Raw genomic sequence first — 21,070 nt, 5'->3', positions numbered from 1 at the left:
TCCCAGATAAGATAGATCAGACTTGGAATCGTCAAGCGATACTATTGTAAAGGGATTGTCCAAATCCCGCAGGAGGATACACCCATGGTTCTGAAGTCGGTCGAGAAAACCCGTCGCGAAACGCTGGCCATGGCCGCGATCGCCGGTCTCGCAGCAATCCTCGCTCCCAGACTGTCGCTGGCCGACGAGCAGGCCGTCGCCGCCGAAATCAAGAAACTGTACGGCGACAAGAAATTCGAAAGCGGCAAGATCAAGCTCGACGTGCCCGAGATTGCCGAGAACGGTCTCGTTGTCCCGGTCAATGTCGATGTCGAAAGCCCGATGACCGACGCCGACTATGTGAAGTCGGTGCATGTGTTCGCCGAGGGCAATCCGTTGCCGGCCGTCGTCAGCTACCGGTTCACGCCGGCTTGCGGCAAGGCCTCGGCATCGACCCGCATGCGTCTTGCGGAAACACAGAACATCGTCTGCATCGCCGAAATGTCCAACGGCAAGCTGCACATGGCGAAGGCTAATGTGAAAGTCACGATCGGCGGCTGCGGCGGCTAGTCGCGCGGCGTTCACAGAACAGATTTATCAGGCGAGGACTTTCCCATGGCAACCAAACCAACCCCGCGCGTTCGCGTTCCGACCCAGGCCAAGCCGGGCGAGCTGATCGAGATCAAGACGCTGATTTCTCACGAAATGGAATCCGGCCAGCGCAAGGATGCGTCCGGCAAGGTCGTGCCGCGCAAGATCATCAACAAGTTCACTGCCGCCTTCAACGGCAAGACGGTGTTCGAGGCCGACTGGAATCCCGCCATCTCGGCCAATCCCTATCAGTCGTTTTTCTACAAGGCGACGGAGTCCGGCGAGTTCACCTTCACCTGGAAGGATGACGATGGCTCCGACTATGTCGCGACCAACAAGCTGACCGTGGCCTGACGGATTGCAGGCTTTGAATCGCAGATCCTGGAATTGCAGACCCTGGATCTGACGTTCTTCTGAACATTCACCCTTCCATACCGGAAGGGATCATAGGTGGATCATGATATCGAGGCGGGATTTCCTGCAAGCGACGGCGGCTGCGTCTGCGCTGACGATCGGTGGCGGCCTTGGCCCACTGGGTCGGGCTGCTGCCCAGCAACGCCTGACACAGGCCGATATCCTGCGGTTCGATCCGCTGGGCACGGTGACGATCCTCTATGTCGCCGATACCCATGCGCAACTGATGCCGCTGCATTTCCGCGAACCGTCGGTCAATCTCGGCGTCGGCGAAGTGAAGGGCATGCCGCCGCATCTCACGGATGCCGAGTTTCGCAACTACTTCAAGATCGCGGCGGGCTCGGCCGATGCTTTCGCGCTCACCGCCGATGACTTCGTCGCGCTTGCGAAAAACTATGGCCGCATGGGCGGCATGGATCGCATCGCGACGCTGATCGGCGCCGTGCGCGCCGAGCGCGGCGACGACAAGGTGCTGCTGCTGGATGGTGGCGATAGCTGGCAGGGTAGCTGGACGTCACTGCAGACCAAGGCGCAGGACATGGTCGATGTGATGTCGGCCCTGAAGCTGGATGCCATGGTCGGCCATTGGGAATTCACCTATGGCGCCGAGCGCGTCAAGCAGATCGCCGATAGCGCACCCTTCGCGTTTCTCGCTCAGAACATTCGCGACAACGAATGGCAGGAGCCGGTGTTCGAGGCGCGCAAGATGTTCGAGCGCGGCGGCGCAACTATCGCCGTGATCGGTCAGGCACTGCCGCGCACGGCCGTCGCCAATCCGCGCTGGATGTTCCCGAACTGGGAATTCGGCATTCGCGAGGAGGATATCCAGAAGCAGGTCGATGAAGCCCGCGCCGCCGGTGCCTCCATCGTCGTGCTGCTCTCGCATAACGGCTTCGACGTCGATCGCAAACTCGCCGGCCGCGTGAAGGGGCTCGACGTTATCCTCACGGCGCACACCCATGACGCCATGCCCGGCCTGATCAAGGTCGGCAATACGGTGCTGGTCGCGACCGGCTCGCACGGCAAGTTCGTGTCGCGCCTCGATATCGAGGTGAAGGACAAGAAGGTCTCGGATGTCCGCTTCAAGCTGATGCCGGTGTTTGCCGATGCGATCAAACCCGATCCGGCGATGACGGCGCTGGTCGAGAAGGTGAGGGCGCCTTTCGCCAAAGATCTGGCGCGCGAGATCGGCAAGACGGATTCGCTGCTGTATCGCCGCGGCAATTTCAACGGCACCTTCGACGATCTGATCTGCAACGCCATGATGGCGGAGCGCGATGCGGAGATCGTGCTGTCGCCGGGCTTCCGCTGGGGCGGCACGCTGATCCCTGGCGATGCGATCACCTGGGAGCAGATCACCAACGCCACCGCGATCACCTATCCGAACTGCTATCGCAACCAGATGACCGGCACCCAGATCAAGGAAGTGCTGGAGGACGTCGCCGACAACATCTTCCATCCCGATCCGTATTTCCAGGGTGGTGGCGACATGGTCCGCATGGGCGGCATGGGCTACGCGATCGATGTGTCCAAGCCGATGGGATCGCGCATTTCCGGGATGACTCACCTGAAGTCCGGCAAGCCGATCGAGGCCGGTAAGACCTACACGGTTTCGGGCTGGGCCAGCATCAACGAGAACACGCAGGGGCCGCCGATCTGGGACGTGGTCGCGGCCCATGTGGCGAAGGTGTCGACCGTGAAGATCGAACCCAACACCGCCGTCAAGGTGACCGGGGCCTGATCGCTGGCCGTCGCATTGCAGAGATACGAAAGCTTGTCGCATGACTGATCGAACCTCAATGGAAACGCTCAATCGCCGTCGCTTCCTTGGCGCGGCAGCTCTGGCCGGTGCAGGTGCGGCATTGTCAGCGATGCCTGCGCTTGCGGGTGAGGCGGCGAAATCCGAAGCGCTCATCACCGACGTACAGGACTGGCAGCGGTATCTCGGCGACGGCGTCGACAAGCATCCTTACGGCGTGCCGTCGAAATTCGAAAAGAATGTGATCCGGCGCGACGTTCCCTGGCTGACCGCGTCGGCGGAATCCTCGGTCAACTTCACGCCCCTGCACGACCTCGACGGCATCATCACCCCGTCCGGTTTGTGCTTCGAGCGTCACCATGGCGGCGTGGCCGAGATCAATCCGGCGGATCATCGCCTGATGATCAATGGCCTCGTCGACAAGCCGCTGGTGTTCACCATGGACGACATCAAGCGGATGCCGCGCGTCAACAAGGTGTACTTCCTGGAATGCGCCGCCAATTCGGGCATGGAATGGCGCGGTAGCCAGCTCAATGGCTGCCAGTTCACCCACGGCATGATCCACAACGTGATGTATACCGGCGTGCCGCTGAAAGTGCTGCTGGATGAAGCCGGGCTGAAGCCGAATGCCAAGTGGCTGATGCTGGAAGGCGCCGACTCCGCCGGCATGAATCGCTCGCTGCCGATCGAGAAGGCGCTGAACGATGTCATGCTCGCTTTTGCGATGAATGGCGAGGCGCTGCGGCCGGAGCAGGGCTATCCACTGCGTGCGGTCATCCCTGGCTGGGAAGGCAATCTGTGGGTCAAGTGGCTGCGCCGCATCGAGGCGGGCGACCAGCCGTGGCAGACCCGCGAGGAGACGTCGAAATATACGGATCTGCTGGCCGACGGAAATTCCCGCAAGCATACATTCGTGATGGACGCGAAGTCGGTGGTGACCAATCCGTCGCCGCAGGCGCCATTGAAGCACAAGGGACGCAATGTGCTGAGCGGGCTGGCCTGGTCCGGCCGCGGCACGGTGAAGCGCGTCGATGTCTCGATGGATGGCGGGCGCAACTGGCAGACCGCGCGGATCGATGGTCCGGTCTTCGACAAGTCCGTGGTGCGCTTCTATGTGGATTTCGACTGGAACGGGCAGGAGCTGATGATCCAGTCCCGCGCCATCGATTCCACCGGCTATGTGCAGCCATCGAAGGACGAGCTGCGTAAGGTGCGCGGCGTCAATTCGATCTACCACAATAACGGCATTCAGACCTGGCTGGTGCGTTCGGGCGGGGAGACTGAAAATGTCGAAATCGGCTAGTGTTCTCGCACTCGCATTGACGGTGCTCTTGCTCGGTGGCAGCGGCGGTGAGAGTTCTGCCCAGCAGATGGCGGGCAGCGAGGTCGCGAAGCCTACCGGGAAGCTCGGGCTGGGACGGGCGGCCACGGCTGAGGAAATCGCGGCCTGGGACACCGATGTGCGGCCGGACGGGCGCGGTCTTCCGGTCGGCAAGGGCACCGTGAAGCAGGGCGATGATCTGTTTCAGGAGAAATGCGCGTCCTGTCACGGCGAATTCGGACAAGGCGTCGGTCGATGGCCGGTGCTTGCCGGCGGTGCCGGGACATTGAAGGCCGACCGGCCTGACAAGACCGTCGGTTCGTTCTGGCCCGATCTGTCCACCGTGTTCGACTACATCAAGCGTGCGATGCCCTATGGCAATGCGCAGTCGCTGACCAATGACGAGGTCTATGCGCTGACGGCCTACATTCTCAGCATGAACGATATCGTCAAGGACGAGAAATTCGAACTCAACGAGAAGAACTTCACGTCGATCAAGATGCCGAACGCTGCAGCATTCTTCGAAGACGATCGCGAGACATCCGAGAAGCATTTCTGGAACAAGAACCCGTGCATGAAGGATTGCCGGCCGGCGCCGAAGGTGACCGGGCGGGCCATGTCCATCGACGTCACGCCTGACGGCAAGTCCGGCCCCAAGGTCGAGTAGTGCGACGGCACTCTTGACGTGCCGCCTTCGTGGATACGCCACGACAATCATCACAATCGAGGTTTGACCAGGATGACGTTTCGCTTTTCGCTGCTCGCTTTGTCGTTCGCACTGATGACAACCGATGCCATGGCGCAGGATGTTGCAGCCGGGGAGAAGTCCTTCAACAAGTGCCGCGCTTGCCATCAGGTCGGCGAGACCGCGAAGAACACCGTGGGGCCGATCCTGAACGGGTTGTTCGGGCGCAAATCCGGCACTGTTGCGGGCTATGGTTATTCCGACGCCAACAAGAATTCCGGCCTGACCTGGGATGATCAGGTGTTCACCGACTACATCAAGGACCCGAAGGGCAAGATCCCCGGCACCAAGATGAGCTTTGCCGGCATCAAGAACGAGCAGGAGATCAAGGATCTCACCGCGTTCCTGAAGCAGTTCGCGGCAGACGGCAAGAAGGGCGGCTAGGCGCTGTCGCTTCCTAAGCGGCCCTGATGCTCGCCAGGAAGCGGTCGACTTCGCTGCGCAGCACTTCCGATTGCGATGCGAGTTTTGTCGCCGAGCCCAGCACGTCCTGCGCGGCGGAGCCGGTGGTGGAAATGCCTGATGTTACGCTGGAGATATTGCGAGACACGTCGTCGGTACGCGCCGCTGCCTGATTGACGTTGCGGGCGATCTCCTGGGTTGCAGCACCCTGTTCTTCAATGGCTGCGGCGATGGCCGATGAAATCTTGTCGACTTCGTCGATGGTGGAGCAGACGGCCTGAATCTCGTCAACGGCGGCATTGGTCTCGTTCTGGATCGACGCGATCTGGGCGCGGATATCCTCGGTCGCTTTGGCAGTCTGCGTCGCCAGCGATTTGACCTCGCCGGCCACGACAGCAAATCCCTTGCCAGCTTCTCCGGCGCGCGCCGACTCGATCGTGGCATTCAGCGCCAGAAGATTGGTCTGGCTGGCGATGTGATTGATCAAGGCGACGACCTCGCCGATCTTCTGGGCCGCTGCGGCCAGACTCTGCATGCGGGCATTGGAGCGCCGTCCGCTCTCAGCGGCCTTTCCGACCGCAGCGGAGGATTGCGCCAGTTGCCGGTTGATTTCGCCGATGGAGGAGGAGAGTTCCTCCGACGCTGCGGCCACGGTCTGCACATTGTCGGTGGCGGACTGGGATGCATCGGAGACTTCGTTGGACTGGATCCGGCACTGTTCGACCACCGACGACATCGACTGCGCCGTGTTCTGCATGTCCGCCGCGGCCGACGATACGTGGTCGACGACCTTGCGGACGTTGCCCTCGAAACTGTCGGCGAGCGAGGCGAAGATCGCGCGCTTTTCCTGTTCGGCGCGTGCAGCGCTCGCATCCTGGTCAGCCTGAAAGTGGCTGACGCGGATCGCGTTCTGCTTGAAGACCTCGACCGCCTGCGCCATCTGGCCGACTTCGTCCTTGCCGCGATGTTGCGGCAGGGCGACCGACAGATTTCCTTCGGCGAGTTCGCGCATCGCCTGCGTGATCGCAAGAATTGGTCGCGAAATGCCGCGGGCAATCAGAAGGCCGCCGGCGACAGCCAGCACCAGACAGATCGCCGCGATACCGGCGACCAGCAGACGCGCATGCGCGATGGACGCCGTATATTCGCTGTTGTCCATGACGATCTCGACGGCGCCGATGGATTGGCCGGAGAAGTCCTTGATGGGCCCCAGCAGGGCGACCACAGGTATCGCCTTCATCTCGCCCTGCCGGACGATGAAACTGCCGTTCGTGGCGCTGCGATAGGCGTCGGCGTCGAAGAAACTCGTGGTGCCCAGCGTGCCGCCGAATGTCTTGAAGCCCTCATTTCCCGCAAGATAGAACGCGACGTCGACGCCGCGCGCGCGCTTGAACTCATCGAAGAAGCCCTGTCCGAAGGTAAGCCCGAACTCGACGGTGCCGAGATGTTTGCCTTTCTGGGCAACAGGTACGACACCGCGAATGCCAAGGCCGGCCACGCCGCCTTCCAGGCCAACAACGGGTTTCATTGTCGCGTTGGCCACGACCACAGTCTTGCGGAAGCCGGTCAGGTCGTCGCCGAACTTGGCAGGCTGATGCACCCGGAACTGGGATAATCCCGCTGGCGTATGGAATTGAAACTGGTCGACGCCGTAGTCCGACTTGAGCTGGGCAAAGCCCGGTCCAAACAACTGCAACAGCGCATCGCGATCGTTACGTGCGACGGCGTCCTGCACCGCTGGAATAGTTGCGACCACGGCGCTCATGGCCGCCGCCCGGCGGGATTCCTGCATCAATCGCGACTGCAGGGCATCGTAGTTGCCTTGCAGTTCACTGCGATCGGCCCGATCGACGATGCCGCCGATGATCCACATGGCCCCGAAAAGCACAGCGAGGGCGGTTGCTGCCGCAGACGCTGCGAGTGCTGCTGTAATGCGGGCCTTCAAGCTCAGATTTGCAAGCATGTCTTGTTCCATCTGGCGGCGTCGCGCCGAACTACTCAACTTCTGACGAGTCTTCGGTCAACTGTAGATTGAATAGGTTAAAATACGGTCGATCTGTCAGATGCTTGCAGATCGCCGAGGCGACCCGCGCAAAGCCCGGGAAGGGTGCCTTGCGCCTGGCGTCACCAATCCATCACAAGAACAATAGTAAGGTACTGGACGATCGGCGGTGCCTGACCGCTGGGTTGAACGAAGTTGCGCGGTTTGGGGTGTTGCGAGGTGTGTTCGCGTGAGGCGGCAAGGCGAAATGTCTGCCCGAAACCCCTACGGCAGCTCCGGGTGCTCGCTCTTTGGTTCAATATCCTGACTGCTATCATTCTCCCGAGTGCGGCACTGTCGGACACGCCTGCGCAGGGCACCGAACTCTGGTTCGATATTCCGTCACAGCCGCTTGTGTCTGCGCTGGAAAAATACAGTGCGGCGACAGGTATCGTTGGTCTTTACCACGGCAATCTTGCTATAGGGCGCATGTCGAAGGCGGTCGCAGGCCGGTTTACCCCTGCCGCCGCACTCTTGTTACTGTTGCAAGACAGCAATCTCATTGTTGAATATGCAGCGCCAAATGCCTTTGTGATTGTTCCTGCACGAGATGAAGTTCCGGTGATCAGAACAGCATCGTCCATCGCCCATGCTGCGCTATCACAGCAGGACTCCCTGCAGCAGCGCTATTCCGGGCTACTGCAGGCGAAGGTCAATGATTCATTATGCGCACAGGTAGATGCGCGGCCCGGCGACTATCGTATTGCGCTGAGCTTTCGGATCGGCCCGGAAGGAAATATCCAGCAGCTGAGGCTGCTTGGCTCTTCCGGTACAGAGCGGCGCGACCGTGCCATTATGGGCGCCTTGCAGGGAATGGTTGTCGGCGAAGCACCTCCAGCGCCGATGGCGCAGCCGTTCACGATGATCATTCTGCCAAGATCGGCAGGAGGCGCTGTGGAGTGTCGCTCGGTTGAATCCGGTCAACGCCATGGTTGAGAAGTCGGATTCGCTCGGTGATGATGAGCTGCCCTCCAGGCAGAATGTATCTGCGTTAGCGGGGTTGCAGACGCTTCTGATCGACCGTTACGGCGATCTGAAAATGCGCCTGGCGCGTCGTCTCGGCTCGCAGGAATGGGCGGAGGAGGCTCTTCAGGACACTTATCTGCGGCTTGGCGCCGCCGAGATTGCCGGCACGATCCGGAATCCGACGGCCTATCTGTTTCGCACGGCATTCAATATTGCCGTCAATCGCCTGCGTGCCGAAAATCGCCGCCTGTCGGCGTCCGACGTCGAAGATCTGCTTCATATCGCGGACGATGCGCCGAACGCGTTGCAGATATTCGAGGGCAGGGCCGACATGCTGCGGCTCAAGGGCGTCATCGCGACATTGCCGCCGCGCCAGCGCGCCATCCTCCTGGCGGTGCGCCTGGAAGGTTTGTCCCGACAGCAGATCGCGGAACGTTTCGGAATTTCGACCAGCATGGTCGAGAAGGAACTGAGACAGGCACAGGAATATTGCGCGACGCGCTTCGGCCGGACGAAGGCCTGAGATGATGGTCGAGACCGAACAGGACGCTGGCGAATTGTCGCCGCTGGATCGTGAGGCCCACGCCTGGGTCAGGCGACTGACGTCGGGGGAAGCCACGGCTGTGGATGCAGCGGCGCTGCGGCAATGGTGCGGCCGGAGCCCCGCACATGCCGCGGCGTTTTCAGCCGCGAGCCAGTTCTGGCAGGCCCTGGGTCCTGTCGGTGAGAGTCTGGCCGCGGACGAACGGGCCGCACGCGCGCGGCCGCAGTTGGAGCGCCCCAAGCTGATGGGACGCCGCGCATTCATCGGTGGTGCGCTGGCTGCCTCTGCAGCCGGGGTGCTGATCGCGCGTCCGCCGCTGGGGCTATGGCCGTCTTATTCCGAATTGCAGGCGGATTTTCGGACCGGTGCCGGTGAACGGCGCCAGATTGCCGTCACCGATGGATTGTCGATCGACATGAATGCCCGAACCAGCATTTCCATCGCCGCGGATGCGATCGAATTGATTGCCGGCGAAGCATCATTCGCCATGCCCGGTGACAGCTCAAAGCGATTCAGCATCGTGGCGGGGACAGGCAGAACGTCGGCGGTCAATGCTCATTTCGATGTTCGCCATACGGGCACGACGATCCGCGTGACATGTCTGGCAAATGAGGTTCAGGTCGAACATCCAGACCGCACCATCATGCTCAAGCCGCGACAGCAGGTGAATTATCGCTCCGATGCGATTGAAGATGTGGTGACGATCGACCCGGTGGTGGTTTCGGCTTGGCAACGCGGATTGATGATCTTCAACATGACGCCGCTCGCCGAAGTCATCGACGAGTTGAACCGTTATCGTTCCGGTCGGATCGTTCTGATGAATGCGAGTCTGGCGCAAAGCCCGGTCAATGGCCAGTTCAAGATCGACCGCCCCGATGACGCGTTGGCGCAGATCGAGCTGGGCTTCGGCGTGCGCCGCCGAACCCTGCCGGGCGGATTGATCCTTCTCAGCTGATGGGCCGGCGCGGTTGTGATCGCGCCACCATACAAGCTGACACGAAACATTCATAAAAATCCATTGAGGGCGGAGCCTGCCCCGGGTGTCTCAGCAACGAGGTCGTCTTCGTCGGACATGTTCTGACGCGGCCTCGCATGCCCTGGAAGCAAGAGAGCCCTCATGGTCGTTCATTCCGTCGTTTCGCGCCTGTCCTATTCCAGCAAGTCTTTCGACGGCAGAAAGCTGCTCGCGGGCGTAAGCGCCATGGCACTGCTGGGGTCTATTTCCCTGGCAGAAGCAAAAAGTCTCGGGAATGGTGCGACAACGACGAACCCGGCGACGATCGCAGCGACGGCCGCGGCGCTGAGTGCGCAGCAGTCGTCGGCGACCGCAAGACAGGCGCTGGAGTCGATGTCGCGGGCCGCGCAGGCGCTTGAGAGCATGCGATCTTTACAAGGTGCAGCCCGCGGCTCGGCACTCGCGACCCAGAACAATCTTGTTCCCAATGGGTTGACATCCGGCGGGTTGGTCGTCGCACCGGGGGCTGGCACGGCGCCGGGTGTCTGGACAGGCGCCAATCTGCCGACCGAGAGCAATAGCGGCGGCCGGACCCAGGTCGAGATCAAGCAGACCGAGCAGAAGGCCATCCTCAACTGGTCGAGCTTCAATGTCGGCCGCGAGACGGATCTGTACTTCAATCAAAAGGCGGGCGGCGGTGATGCCGCCAACTGGATCGCACTCAATCGCGTCACCGATCCATCGCTGGCGCCAAGTCGTATCCTTGGCACCATCAAGGCCGAAGGACAGGTCTATGTCATCAACAAGAATGGCATCGTGTTCGGCGGGGCGTCGCAGGTCAACGTCAATAGTTTCGTCGCGTCCTCGCTGAGCCTGTCGGACGAGCAATTCCGCGCAGGCATCAACAAACAGCTGATGATCTTCGACGATCCGTCGGGCAGTAGCATCGGAAAGCCGCAATTCGGCTATCTCGGGCAGCAGAACAGCAACATGTTTGTGCCGCTGAACGATCCTAGCCAAACTGCGCCGATTGCAATCGGTGCGCCTCCCGGCGACGTCCGGGTCGACGCGGGTGCGCAGATCACCACGCAGAGCGGCGGCAAGGCACTGATATTCGCGCCGCGTGTCGTCAATGCCGGCACCATCAGCGCGCCGGACGGCCAGGTGATCATGGCCGCGGGCGAGCAGGTCTATCTGATGTCGTCGCTCAATGTACGCGGTCTCGATGTCGCCGTTTCGGCACCGATGCGCTGGGTGTTCGACTTTTACCACATGGCGACTGCGGCGGGGCTCGGCAATTACGACAACGGCGTATTTACAGGAGACCTCAGGAATATCGTTCTCCCCGAAATGGCGGCGCGTGCTGCCTCGGTGGGTTACGGCGTGGTCAATGACGGTGTGGTGCGGGCGGATCACGGCAACATCACCCTGATGTCGCAAAGCATTGTCCAGAACGGTGCGCTGCAGGCTTCGACTGCCTTGAACAACCGCGACGGCTCAATCCGGCTGCAGGCCTGGGGGCAGGGCATGATGGCCTATGGCAGTTCGATGCCGGATGGATCGCCGCTACAATACTGGTCGACCGGCAGCCTGGTGCTGGGCTCCGGCAGCGTCACCACGGCGATGCCTGATCTCAGCGATACCAGTATGATTGAACTGTCGTCACTGGCGACGCGATATAGCGCCGGTCGTATCGAACTGCGCGGCAAGGATATCGACATCGAGCCCCGGGCCAACGTCATCGCACCGGCAGGCACCATCAGCATCGTCGCCAGCACGCTGGCTTCGGCAGGCGACACGCCGATCACCGGCGAGAAGAATATTCGCGACGGCAGCCGCATCTATATCGGCGAGGACGCCTATCTCAGCGTCGCGGGTCTTCAGGATGTGTTGCTGACGATGGAGAGCAACACCGTCACTGGCGAATTCCGCATCAACGAATTGCGCGACTCGCCCTTGTATCGCGAATCCTGGCTGCGCGGCCTGACGGTCAGTGTTGACAAGCGTGTCAGCGGGTTGTTCGGCGACGGTCCGATGGCTGGCGTCACCTGGATCGACGGCTCTCCGGGCAAATGGGTCGGTACACCGCTCGGCGACTTCTCCGGCTGGATCGGCGTCGGCAAGACCAATCTGGGTGAGCTGTCCACCACGGCTGGGATGATCTCGATCAAATCGAGCGGTTCGCTGATCACCCGCGCGGGCTCGTTGCTCGATGTGTCCGGCGGTTCGGTGCGCTATGCCGATGGCTGGATCACAACTACAAAACTGCGCGGTGCCGATGGGCGTATCTACGACATCGGCGATGCGACGCCTGACAGGCTGTATGTCGGTCTGGCAGGCAGTTTCTCGCGCGTGCATCGCGTGCAAGGCGAGATCGATGTGCGCCTCACCGAAACCTGGCACAGCGTACTCGATCGCAGCCAGAGCAGGCGTTTCGAGCAGGGTTACACCGAGGGCCGCAACGCCGGAGCGATCCGTATCAACGTCGCCGAAGCGGTCGTGCTCGAGGGCGGCTACTGGGGTGGCACCGTTATCGGCGAGCGTCAGCGCGCATCAGGCAAGCTTGCCAGCGGCGGGAGCTTTACGACCGGCGGTCTCGGCGATGAGTATCGTTCGTGGTTGATTGGCAATCTTGTCATCGCCAGCAATCCCGTGCGGCTGCCTGAGGGATTCGGCGCGACGTCGGTGCTCGACCCACTCTGGTACACGCCCGGGGTCATTCTCGACCCCAATGATCCGGGCAATCGCACGCCGGACCAAAAGGTAACCTATCTCGATTCTGGCGTACTGGCGGCGGCGAATTTCGCCAAGCTGAATATCCATGTGGCGTCTGGATTTTCGCTTGGGCAGGGCGAGAAGCTGGAGCTGGCGCCCGGCACCAGCCTGTCCATCCTTGCCAATTCCAGCGGCCGCTATCCTGCAACATTCGCCGTCGATGGCAGCATTCGCATCGCCGGCGGTGCGGTCGTTCTGGGCGCAGAGGCGACCTTTGGCGCTGGCTCGTCGATCGACGTCAGCGGCCTGTGGGTCAATGATGCATCCGGCGCGGCGCCGGTGATCAGGGGCGGCAGCATCCAGCTTTGGGGCACGTTCGCGGATGGCGTCATCCTCGATGTGTCCGGCGGTGGCTGGTATGACAGAAGCGGCACCAAGCCGAAGCTCAAGGTTGGCGATGCCGGTACTATTTCGCTGCGCGTTGCCGATGGCGAGCAATTGTCGCGCCTCGACCTGCGCGGCTATGCAGCCGGCTCGGGTGGCTCGCTCGTCATTTATACGGACTCAAAGGTACAACTCGGCGGCGTTGCCGCGACCGATCCGTCGGTGCTGATGCTCTCGACGTCGCTCTATGGCGATCGCGGCTTTCGTTCACTGGCGCTCACGACCACCAGCGATATCACCGTTGCCGATGGCGCCATTGTCAGCCAGCTGCCGCTTAGCATCGATCTCACCGGCGTCAGTCTGGCGTCCTATGCTTCGGGCACACCAATGACACGCATCGGCAAGCTTGCGGCGCTGCCATTGGCGGATCGCATTGCACACAGCCCGACGTCGTTGGTGCTCACTGGAAACAATGTAACCATTGGTGCGAGCTCTCTGCTACGCACGGATATTGGCGGCAGTATCAGCCTGACGTCTGCTGGCGCCACTGATCCCGGCACGGGGGCCAACATTCCAGGCGATGTCATCGTACGCGGCACGGTTGACGCGCCGGCAGGTAGCATCAGTCTGTCGACCAACGGCCACATCACGCTGGCCTCGGGCGCCGCCTTGCTGGCGCGCGGCGCGTCGGCGATCGAGACCGACAGCTACGGGCTCCGATCCGGAAAAATACTCGATGGCGGCAGCGTTGCTCTGTCCAGCGGAATTGCGACCAATATCGAAAATGGATCTCTCATCGACGTTTCGGGTACCAGCGGCGAGATCGATCTGGTGGTCGGCCGCACTGTTGCAACGACAGCTTTTGCCAGCAATGGCGGCACCATCAACCTCCGCCTGAGTGGCGCCGCCAATGATCTGATCGACGGCACCTTCGTCGGTCATTCCGGCGGTGCCGGTGCGATCGGTGGCACGATCAATATCGCAGTATTGTCGATGCCGGAGGAAACCACGCAGACGCTACTCCCAGCGACCATCTGGTACATCGACCGAAATAGCGGTGCGATCGTCTCGCTCAATACGCGCGCCAATCTTGACGTCTATCACGAGTATAGCTCCGGGAGCGATACGGCGTTCCGATACGGCACGGTTCGCTCGGCGATCTACTCGGCAACCAGCGGTTTGACCCGTGGCGGCGGGTTGGCGATCGTCGATCTGAATTCCGGAACAACGCCGACCGGCATCAGTCAACCCTTGTCGTCCATTATGCAGACAAACGCGGCGCAGCTCGCATTGCTCGAGAAGAATTTCTATACCGATCCCGGCGCCACTCAGCGGCTTGTGTTGCCGACGGCAAGCATCAAGGTCACCAAGGTCTCTGCCGGAACGATCAACAATGGCGGCTTTGCTAATCTCAACGTCGAAGCCACCGGCTTCCTGGTTGGACCTGGAATCAATCTCACATTCGGCAAGTCGATCACGGTTGCCGGCGCCATCAGCAGCAGCGGTGCAGGCACGGCTGGCTTGACCGCACCCTATGTCGCCTTGCTGAGCGGCTCCGGATCGCCCGGCGCCGCTGGTACCGGCAAGTTTGTCGTGACCGCCGACCTGATCGACGTCACGCAGACCGCTTTTAGCGGCTTCGCCGAAACCGAACTGGTGGCGAGCGAATTGCGCATGGGCGGCCTGTTGACCAGCATCGCAACGAGACGCAGTTCCTCGCTCACAGCCGACGGTCGCCTCGAATTGAAGGTCGGTCAGGTCTATCCCGCGACCGGCATTCAAGCCTCGATCGAGGCTGGCACCGAACTGGTGATCGAACCCAATGGAAGTTCGGCACTGCCGCTGTCGGCGGCCGGCTCGCTGAGCCTGCAGGCACCGGTGATCGTGCAAAACGGCGTTGTGCGTGCGCCGTTCGGCAGCATCGCGCTTGTCGCCACCGACACGATCACGCTCGGCGCCGGCAGCATTACTTCGGTCTCAGGCGACGGGCTCGTACTGCCTTATGGCACCCTGGTTAACAACGAATTCTGGAAGGATCCGGTCACAGCGCCGACGACAAGCAATCCGACGCCAACGCTGAGCCAGCTACCCGAGAAGAAGATTACGCTGAACGCGCCGAATGTGAAGCTGGCGGCGGGCTCAGTGCTGGATATTCGTGGCGGCGGCGATCTCTATGCCTGGGAAAGCGTGGCGGGGCCCGGTGGCTCGCATGATGTGCTGTCCCAGGCCGGCATGTACGCGATCATGCCGGCGACCAGTTTTGCCACCGCATCCCAGGACCGGATCTGGCTGGCTGGCGGCAGCGGTCTGGCCGCGGGCTGGTATACTCTGCTGCCGGCGCGCTACGCGCTGCTGCCGGGCGCTTACGCCGTGTCGCTGCTGAAAGGCTCGGAGGGCAAGGCAGTCCGGACGTCGTCGACTCTCGCGGACGGCTCAATCGTGATGGGCGGCTACCGTGCCGATAGTTATGGCGGTGGCTATCAGCAGCAGAGCTCGTCCTGGCGGATCATGTCGGGGACCACGCTGCGCCGCTACAGCGAATATAATGAAGCTTATGCCAACAACTTCTTCGCCTCCGATACGTTCAAACTGAGCCAGTATCGACTGACCGGCGTCGACGTGGTCACGCCACGCCTGCCGGTCGACGGCGGCTCGGTGGTGTTCAAGGCGACAAGCGATCTCGTGCTGGACGGCCGGTTGCTGTCGCAGCCCGGCCCGGGCGGACGCGGCGGTCTGGTGGATATCGCCGGGACAAAGATCGCGATCGTCGGCTCCGGGCAGGATCGCAGCGATCTCGCTGGCTATCTGGTCATCGACGCGACATCGCTCAGCAATTTCGGCGCCGGCAGTCTGTTGATCGGTGGCAGCCGCAGCGGCACGGCGCGAGGTCTCCTCGTCGATGTCAGCGCCAGCGATGTCGTGGTGCGCAACGATGCAGGATCTGCGCTGGTCGGACCGGAGATACTGCTGGCCGGCACCGCGACTGTCCGTGTCGATGACGGCAGCGTCATCGTTGCAAGGGGCGAGACGTCGGGCAGTAGCAGCGATCTGGTGATGGCACCGCAGGTGAAGGCGGTCTATGGCGATCGCAGCGGGAACGACGGCGATCCTTCGAATGATGTGCTGCTGAGCCCATCCAAGGATTACGGCGCGCTGATCCGTCTCTCGAACGGCGACGCCGTCAAGGTGCTGCGCGAAAACGTCGATACCACAATCGGCGGTGTCGTCACCATCGGTTCGAATGTAACGCTTGCAGGTGGCAAAGCGCTGCTGATCGATGCGACGCAGAATACGGTGGTGGCCGGCAGTGCGAAATTGTCAGGTGCTGCTCTATCGCTGGCCAGTGGCCGGATCGGATTCGGTGGCGGCGCTACCGGTCTTGTGCTGGATGCGGCGACGCTGGCGCAACTGGCCAACACCCAGAGACTGACGCTGCGCAGCTACAGCACGGTGGATTTCTACACCTCGGTCGATCTTGGTGGCGCTGGCCTCAAGAGCGTGACGTTGGATTCCGCAGGCCTGGTTGGCTATGGCGGCAGCACGATCGTGGTCACCGGCGATAGCCTGACGCTGGACAACAGCGGCGGTAGCTTCATCGAACCGGCTGGTACGGGACACGTGCAACTGGCGCTGAATGCGAATGAGATCGTGCTCGGCGCCGGCAGCAAGGCGCTGCGCGGCTTCGACAGCGTCGCGCTGACCGCGTCGCGGCAGATCGTCGGGCAGGGCAATGGCAGCATCGATGGCGGCAGCGCGGCGATGAGTTTGACCGCCCCGCTGATGACCGGCCGCGGTGGCGCATCGCAATCCGTTGTAACGACCGGTGCGCTGCGCGTGGCGGGCGGCGGCGGCACGCTGGCCACGCCGGAGGACAGCCTCGGTACGCGCTTCGCACTGACCGGTGCCAGCGTCGATTTCGGCGGTCATATTCTTGCGCTCGGCGGCGCGGTCAACCTGACGGCGACCGCTGGCGATGTCACGGTTGGTAGCGGCGCGGTGATCGATGTCGGCGGCTTTCAGAAGCAGTTCTTCGATGTTGCGCAATATGCTGATGCCGGCAGCATCGCGCTGACCGCGGTCGGCGGTTCGGTGCGGCTTGCGGCAGGCTCCAGGCTCAATCTCGCAGCGCCCGCGCAAGGTGGCAGCGCAGGCCGCCTCACATTGACTGCCTCGGGCGGCGGGACGGTGCTGCTGGGCGGCACGATTACTGCACAAGCGGGTATCGGCGGCAAGGGCGGTTCGTTCGCGCTCGATATTGCAGCGCTCCCGGCTTTCGCTGCGATGAGTGAAACGCTGAATGCGGCCGGCTTCACGGCAGCGCGTCAGTTCCGGATTCGCTCGGGCAATGTGGTGATCGATGGCACCACCACGGTGGCTGACTTCTCACTGGTCGCAGACGCCGGCGCGGTGACGCTGGCGGGCAGCATCGACGCGCGTTCGGAATATGGCGGCAATATCGCGATCAGTGCCGGCAATGGCCTGACCATGCTGGGTTCGACGCTGCTGCAGGCCGGCGCCACCGGCGCGCTCGGCAGCGGGCGGGTGACGCTGGAAGCCAGCGGGGGACAGCTGGACGTCCGTGGCGGCACGATAGACGTGGCCGGCGGCGATGGCGGCAGGGTGCGTTTCAGGGCGCTGCAGAATGCAGACCATGACGACATCGCCGTGAGCAACCTGCAGGCCAACATCGTCGGCGCGCGCTCGGCCGTGCTGGAAGGTGTCAGTGTCTACAACAGCAACTCGGTCGACGCGGTTCGTGGCGGTGCGATCGCCGACGCCAGCACATTCGCCGGCCATGCCGCAGCGATAGCGGGGCGGCTCAATGCAAGCGGTAGCATCGCGGTGATGCCCGGCATCGAGATCCGCAGCAGCGGCGATCTGGTCGCCGAGACCGACTGGAATCTGTTCGGCGACTTCGGCGCCAATAGCCGCGAGGGCACGCTGACGCTGCGTGCCGCCGGCAATCTCACCATCCTCGGTAATATCAGCGATGGCTTCTCGGCTGCTGACCGCAGCGGCGTGCTGCAGGATACGGCGTCGTGGAATCTGCGGCTGATCTCGGGCGCCGACCTGACATCGGCCAGCGCACTCGCGCTGACGCCGATGGCCGGGCTGGCTGCGGACAGCGGTACGCTGACCATCGGCAACAGTGCCAACGGCGCTCAGGTCCGCACCGGCACGGGTGATATCGACGCCGCAGCCGGACGCGATCTGCTGCTCGCCCACAATACCGCCGTGATCTACACCGCCGGTCGTGCAGATGGTGCGCTCGCGAATTTCACTGCAGCGCAGGACGCTACTTATGGCGTGTTCGGTGGCAATCTGGCGATCAAGGCCCAAGGCAATGCCAGTTCGACGCTTCCGGCAAACCCTCACGACAATCAGCTGTTCACTGAGTGGTTGAAACGACAGGGTGAGATCGATTCGGACTACGTCTCTTATGTCGCTGGCCGGCAAAGTTCCTGGTGGATCGACTACAGCATGTTCCAGCAGGGTGTCGGCGCGCTCGGCGGCGGCAATGTCTCGGTCTCTACCGGTGGCGATCTGGTCAACATGCTGGTCGCGCTGCCGACCAATGGCCGTGTCTCCGGCGGACTGACGGTTGCTGATCCGAAAATGCTGGAGATGCGCAACGGTGGTCTAATGAACATTGATGCCGGGGGCGCCGTCCGGGCCGGCTACTACTATGTCGGCCGCGGCGCCGGCGTTATTACTGCTGGCGAATTCGCCGTTGGGCGCGAGCTAACGGTCATCAGGTCCGATACGCTGACGGAGACTTACGCGATTGCCCCGGTCATTGCCCTGGGCGATGCCGGCATGCGCGTGCGCACCGCTGGCGACCTGCGGCTGCAAACCGTGCTCGATCCATTGCTGCTCGACCCGGGCGACGTTAATTCCAGCTTCTATTCGCAAGCTTATATGAGCGGTTACACCGCGCGCACCGCGCTGGACATCGCCTCGGTCGGCGGCAATGTCACGCTGGTCAATCAGGGGCAGTTCCTGTCGAAGAACCTCGATATCTCGGTTAACCAGGGGGTCTCGGGCTACGGCGATAATCCGTATGCTCTCGTCGGGCAGTTGGCGGTGAATCTGTATCCGTCCGTGACGCGCGTCGCGGCGCTGAATGGCTCGATCGACAACCAGGCACGGTTTTTCACTGTTCCCGGGACCAATCCCGAATTGCAATTGCTGGCGTCGGACAATGTTCTGACCGGAACTATCGTGATGTCGCGGGCAACACCGGCGATGCTTCCCTCCGCCCTCATGCCGGTGAGTGGCTATGGGGCATTAAGTCTGATTATGGCCGGTGATGTTCTGAGCTCGACATATTTTCAGGAGCAGGGTTTTCAGAGACTTCTGTTAAACGACAAAGCCGAATCCGGCGGCAACTACTATGGGTCGAATGGTTATATCAGTTACATCGAACGGCTCGGAAACCCTGCGAGACTTCCGAACGCGGACGACTACGAGCCGAGCCAGATCTACGCGCTCACGGGATCGCTCATCGGAAGCACGACTCGCAATCTGAGCCAGAGATTGCTCGGGACCATCACCACCAATGAGCAGACCTGGTTTCGCGCCGGCACCGACATTCGCAATATCGACTACCGGTTGCGCAATGTGCATCGCTCTGACGTTTCGCTGCTTGAAGCCGGCAACGATATCATAGGCGGCGCCATCAGCGTTCAGGGGCCTGGTGCGGTGGTGCTCACGGCCGGGCGCGACGTCTACGGTGCAGATTTCAGTATCGTGACGCTCGGCAACACTTCGTACGATGGCAGCAATCGGCCGGTGGCCACGGGCGAAATTCTTGGCCTGCCACGTGACGGCGCTGCCATTTCAGTGCTAGCGGGCATGAAGGGCAAGCAGGCGTCTTACGCGGCTCTGATGGCAGCCTATCTCGATCCTGCCAATGTCGCGGCGATGCCGGGCTATCTGAAGGCCAAGTATCAGGACGAAGTCCTGCCGGCATACTGGGCCGATCTTTACGAGATGCGGAAGGGCGAACCTCACCTGGTGCGTATCGGCCTTATCCATTTCGTCTATGATATCACCGGTGCGATGCTGTCGCCGCACGACGCCTGGACTGCGTTTCAGGCGCTTCCCAGTCTCACCCAGCAGCGCTTCCTGCGTCAGGTCTATATGCAGGAGCTGAGGGCGGCCGGCAGTGATCAGTTGACGCTGGATGCCAACGGCCGGCCGATCAATGGCGGCTATGCCCGCGGCTATGCCGCGATCGAAACGCTGTTTCCGGGCAAGAACTGGAGCGGCGACGTCAAGATCGGCAACGCCACCTTCCGCACCATGGCCGGTGGCGCCATCGATGTGCTGACGCCAGGCGGCGGTTTGCAGGTGGCGGCGCTCGGGACGCAGCCGCCGAGTGGTGCCGGCCTGGTCACGCTCGGCAGCGGCAATATCGATGTCTTCGCTCGTGACAGCGTCACGGTGAATCGCTCACGCATCCTTACTTTTGCCGGCGGCGATGAAGTGATCTGGTCGACGCTCGGCGACATCGATGCCGGCCGCGGCGCGAAGACGGCACGTGTCCCGTCGGCTCCCGAGATCAAGACCGACCTCGATGCCGTCACCAGGGTGCTTGAAGTTGCGGACATTTCGGGCAGCGGCATCGGCACCATCATCGGTTTCACGGGTGTCAAGGAGGGCGACGTCTCGCTGATTGCGCCGGTCGGCACCGTTGATGCCGGCGACGCGGGCATTCGGGTCAGTGGCAACTTTACAGTGGCGGCGTTGGTCGTGCTCAACGCCGACAACATCAAGGTTGGCGGCGAATCCAAAGGCATGCCGAAGGTCTCTGCACCGCCGGTCAATCTCACGGTGGAAACCAAGGACAAATCTGCAGCCGACGCCGTCAAGGAAGCAACGCAGACTGGCCCCAGCGATCGACCTTCGGTCATCATTGTCGAAGTTCTCGGCTATGGCGGCGGCTCCAATGAAGATCGGCAAAGAGACGATGAAAACCGTCGAAAGACCAACGACCAGCGCAGCTATAATATGAACAGTGTCATTCAGCTTGTCGGCAATGGCCCGCTGAACGACACGCAGAAGCAGGCGCTCACCGAGGAGGAAAGGCGGAAACTTGCGGGTCGCTAGCGGCGGCGGGCTGTTTCAGGAGGGATGCTTGTTCTGTCACCGCGAATTCCGGCAGGGCGGCGTTCGCTAGCCCGCGGAGTTCGGGACCGTCGGTTGCTCGGACGTTGAGCCCTGATTGAAGGGAGAAAGCACGCATCGATCG

General features: G+C 62.0%; 11 protein-coding genes. 10 read left to right on the top strand and 1 reads right to left on the bottom strand.

The window, feature by feature from the left end:
* The first annotated feature begins 84 nt into the window (after nucleotides 1-84).
* From soxY to AB8A27_RS14445, 6 genes are all read left to right on the top strand, one after another.
* Nucleotides 85-549 carry a thiosulfate oxidation carrier protein SoxY gene (gene soxY / locus AB8A27_RS14470; RefSeq protein ID WP_115029461.1) on the top strand — a complete coding sequence of 155 codons (465 nt, stop codon included), beginning with the start codon at nucleotides 85-87 and terminating at the stop codon, nucleotides 547-549.
* A 45-nt stretch (nucleotides 550-594) separates the two neighbouring features.
* On the top strand, nucleotides 595-924 hold the full coding sequence (soxZ, locus tag AB8A27_RS14465; RefSeq protein ID WP_441242482.1) for a thiosulfate oxidation carrier complex protein SoxZ: 330 nt from the start codon (nucleotides 595-597) through the stop codon (nucleotides 922-924).
* A 103-nt stretch (nucleotides 925-1,027) separates the two neighbouring features.
* Nucleotides 1,028-2,725: a thiosulfohydrolase SoxB gene (gene soxB / locus AB8A27_RS14460; protein ID WP_441242481.1), complete on the top strand. Its 1,698-nt coding sequence runs from the start codon at nucleotides 1,028-1,030 to the stop codon at nucleotides 2,723-2,725.
* 40 nt (nucleotides 2,726-2,765) lie between these two features.
* A complete protein-coding gene (soxC, locus tag AB8A27_RS14455; protein WP_441242480.1) occupies nucleotides 2,766-4,046 on the top strand; it encodes a sulfite dehydrogenase in 1,281 nt (426 codons plus the stop codon).
* Nucleotides 4,030-4,731, top strand: coding sequence for a c-type cytochrome (locus AB8A27_RS14450; protein WP_441242479.1), 702 nt, complete (start codon nucleotides 4,030-4,032; stop codon nucleotides 4,729-4,731). Before soxC ends, AB8A27_RS14450 begins: the two co-directional genes overlap by 17 nt.
* A 72-nt stretch (nucleotides 4,732-4,803) precedes the next feature.
* Entirely contained in the window at nucleotides 4,804-5,193 is a 390-nt protein-coding gene (locus AB8A27_RS14445; protein WP_441242478.1) for a c-type cytochrome, read from the top strand.
* A 13-nt stretch (nucleotides 5,194-5,206) separates the two neighbouring features.
* On the opposite strand, the gene AB8A27_RS14440 is transcribed toward AB8A27_RS14445, so the two are convergent.
* On the bottom strand, nucleotides 5,207-7,174 hold the full coding sequence (locus tag AB8A27_RS14440) for a cache domain-containing protein (protein ID WP_441242477.1): 1,968 nt from the start codon (nucleotides 7,172-7,174) through the stop codon (nucleotides 5,207-5,209).
* Nucleotides 7,175-7,492: 318 nt separating this feature from the next.
* On the opposite strand from AB8A27_RS14440, the gene AB8A27_RS14435 reads away from it, so the two are divergent.
* The 4 genes from AB8A27_RS14435 (at nucleotide 7,493) to AB8A27_RS14420 (ending at nucleotide 20,928) form a co-directional block, all read left to right on the top strand.
* Entirely contained in the window at nucleotides 7,493-8,188 is a 696-nt protein-coding gene (locus AB8A27_RS14435) for a TonB C-terminal domain-containing protein (protein ID WP_441242476.1), read from the top strand.
* Nucleotides 8,181-8,741 carry an RNA polymerase sigma factor gene (locus AB8A27_RS14430; RefSeq protein WP_441242475.1) on the top strand — a complete coding sequence of 187 codons (561 nt, stop codon included), beginning with the start codon at nucleotides 8,181-8,183 and terminating at the stop codon, nucleotides 8,739-8,741. The genes AB8A27_RS14435 and AB8A27_RS14430 overlap by 8 nt, the downstream gene beginning before the upstream one ends.
* A gap of 1 nt (nucleotide 8,742) precedes the next feature.
* Nucleotides 8,743-9,717, top strand: coding sequence for a FecR family protein (locus AB8A27_RS14425; RefSeq protein ID WP_441242474.1), 975 nt, complete (start codon nucleotides 8,743-8,745; stop codon nucleotides 9,715-9,717).
* 162 nt (nucleotides 9,718-9,879) lie between these two features.
* Complete coding sequence (locus AB8A27_RS14420; RefSeq protein WP_441242473.1) at nucleotides 9,880-20,928, top strand: filamentous haemagglutinin family protein; 11,049 nt, start codon at nucleotides 9,880-9,882, stop codon at nucleotides 20,926-20,928.
* Nucleotides 20,929-21,070: the final 142 nt, after the last annotated feature.

This window comes from Tardiphaga sp. 768_D3_N2_1, assembly GCF_052076105.1.
Classification (GTDB): Bacteria; Pseudomonadota; Alphaproteobacteria; order Rhizobiales; family Xanthobacteraceae; genus Tardiphaga.
Note: the sequence above shows the minus strand (reverse complement) of the source record. Positions and strands in the feature narration are given on the sequence as shown.

What these genes read in the sequence shown, in the direction of transcription:
- soxY (WP_115029461.1), top strand. Translation starts at nt 85, where the DNA reads ATGGTTCTGAAGTCGGTCGAGAAAACCCGTCGCGAAACGCTGGCCATG.
- soxZ (WP_441242482.1), top strand. Translation starts at nt 595, where the DNA reads ATGGCAACCAAACCAACCCCGCGCGTTCGCGTTCCGACCCAGGCCAAG.
- soxB (WP_441242481.1), top strand. Translation starts at nt 1,028, where the DNA reads ATGATATCGAGGCGGGATTTCCTGCAAGCGACGGCGGCTGCGTCTGCG.
- soxC (WP_441242480.1), top strand. Translation starts at nt 2,766, where the DNA reads ATGACTGATCGAACCTCAATGGAAACGCTCAATCGCCGTCGCTTCCTT.
- AB8A27_RS14450 (WP_441242479.1), top strand. Translation starts at nt 4,030, where the DNA reads ATGTCGAAATCGGCTAGTGTTCTCGCACTCGCATTGACGGTGCTCTTG.
- AB8A27_RS14445 (WP_441242478.1), top strand. Translation starts at nt 4,804, where the DNA reads ATGACGTTTCGCTTTTCGCTGCTCGCTTTGTCGTTCGCACTGATGACA.
- AB8A27_RS14440 (WP_441242477.1), bottom strand. Translation starts at nt 7,174, where the DNA reads ATGCTTGCAAATCTGAGCTTGAAGGCCCGCATTACAGCAGCACTCGCA.
- AB8A27_RS14430 (WP_441242475.1), top strand. Translation starts at nt 8,181, where the DNA reads ATGGTTGAGAAGTCGGATTCGCTCGGTGATGATGAGCTGCCCTCCAGG.
- AB8A27_RS14425 (WP_441242474.1), top strand. Translation starts at nt 8,743, where the DNA reads ATGATGGTCGAGACCGAACAGGACGCTGGCGAATTGTCGCCGCTGGAT.
- AB8A27_RS14420 (WP_441242473.1), top strand. Translation starts at nt 9,880, where the DNA reads ATGGTCGTTCATTCCGTCGTTTCGCGCCTGTCCTATTCCAGCAAGTCT.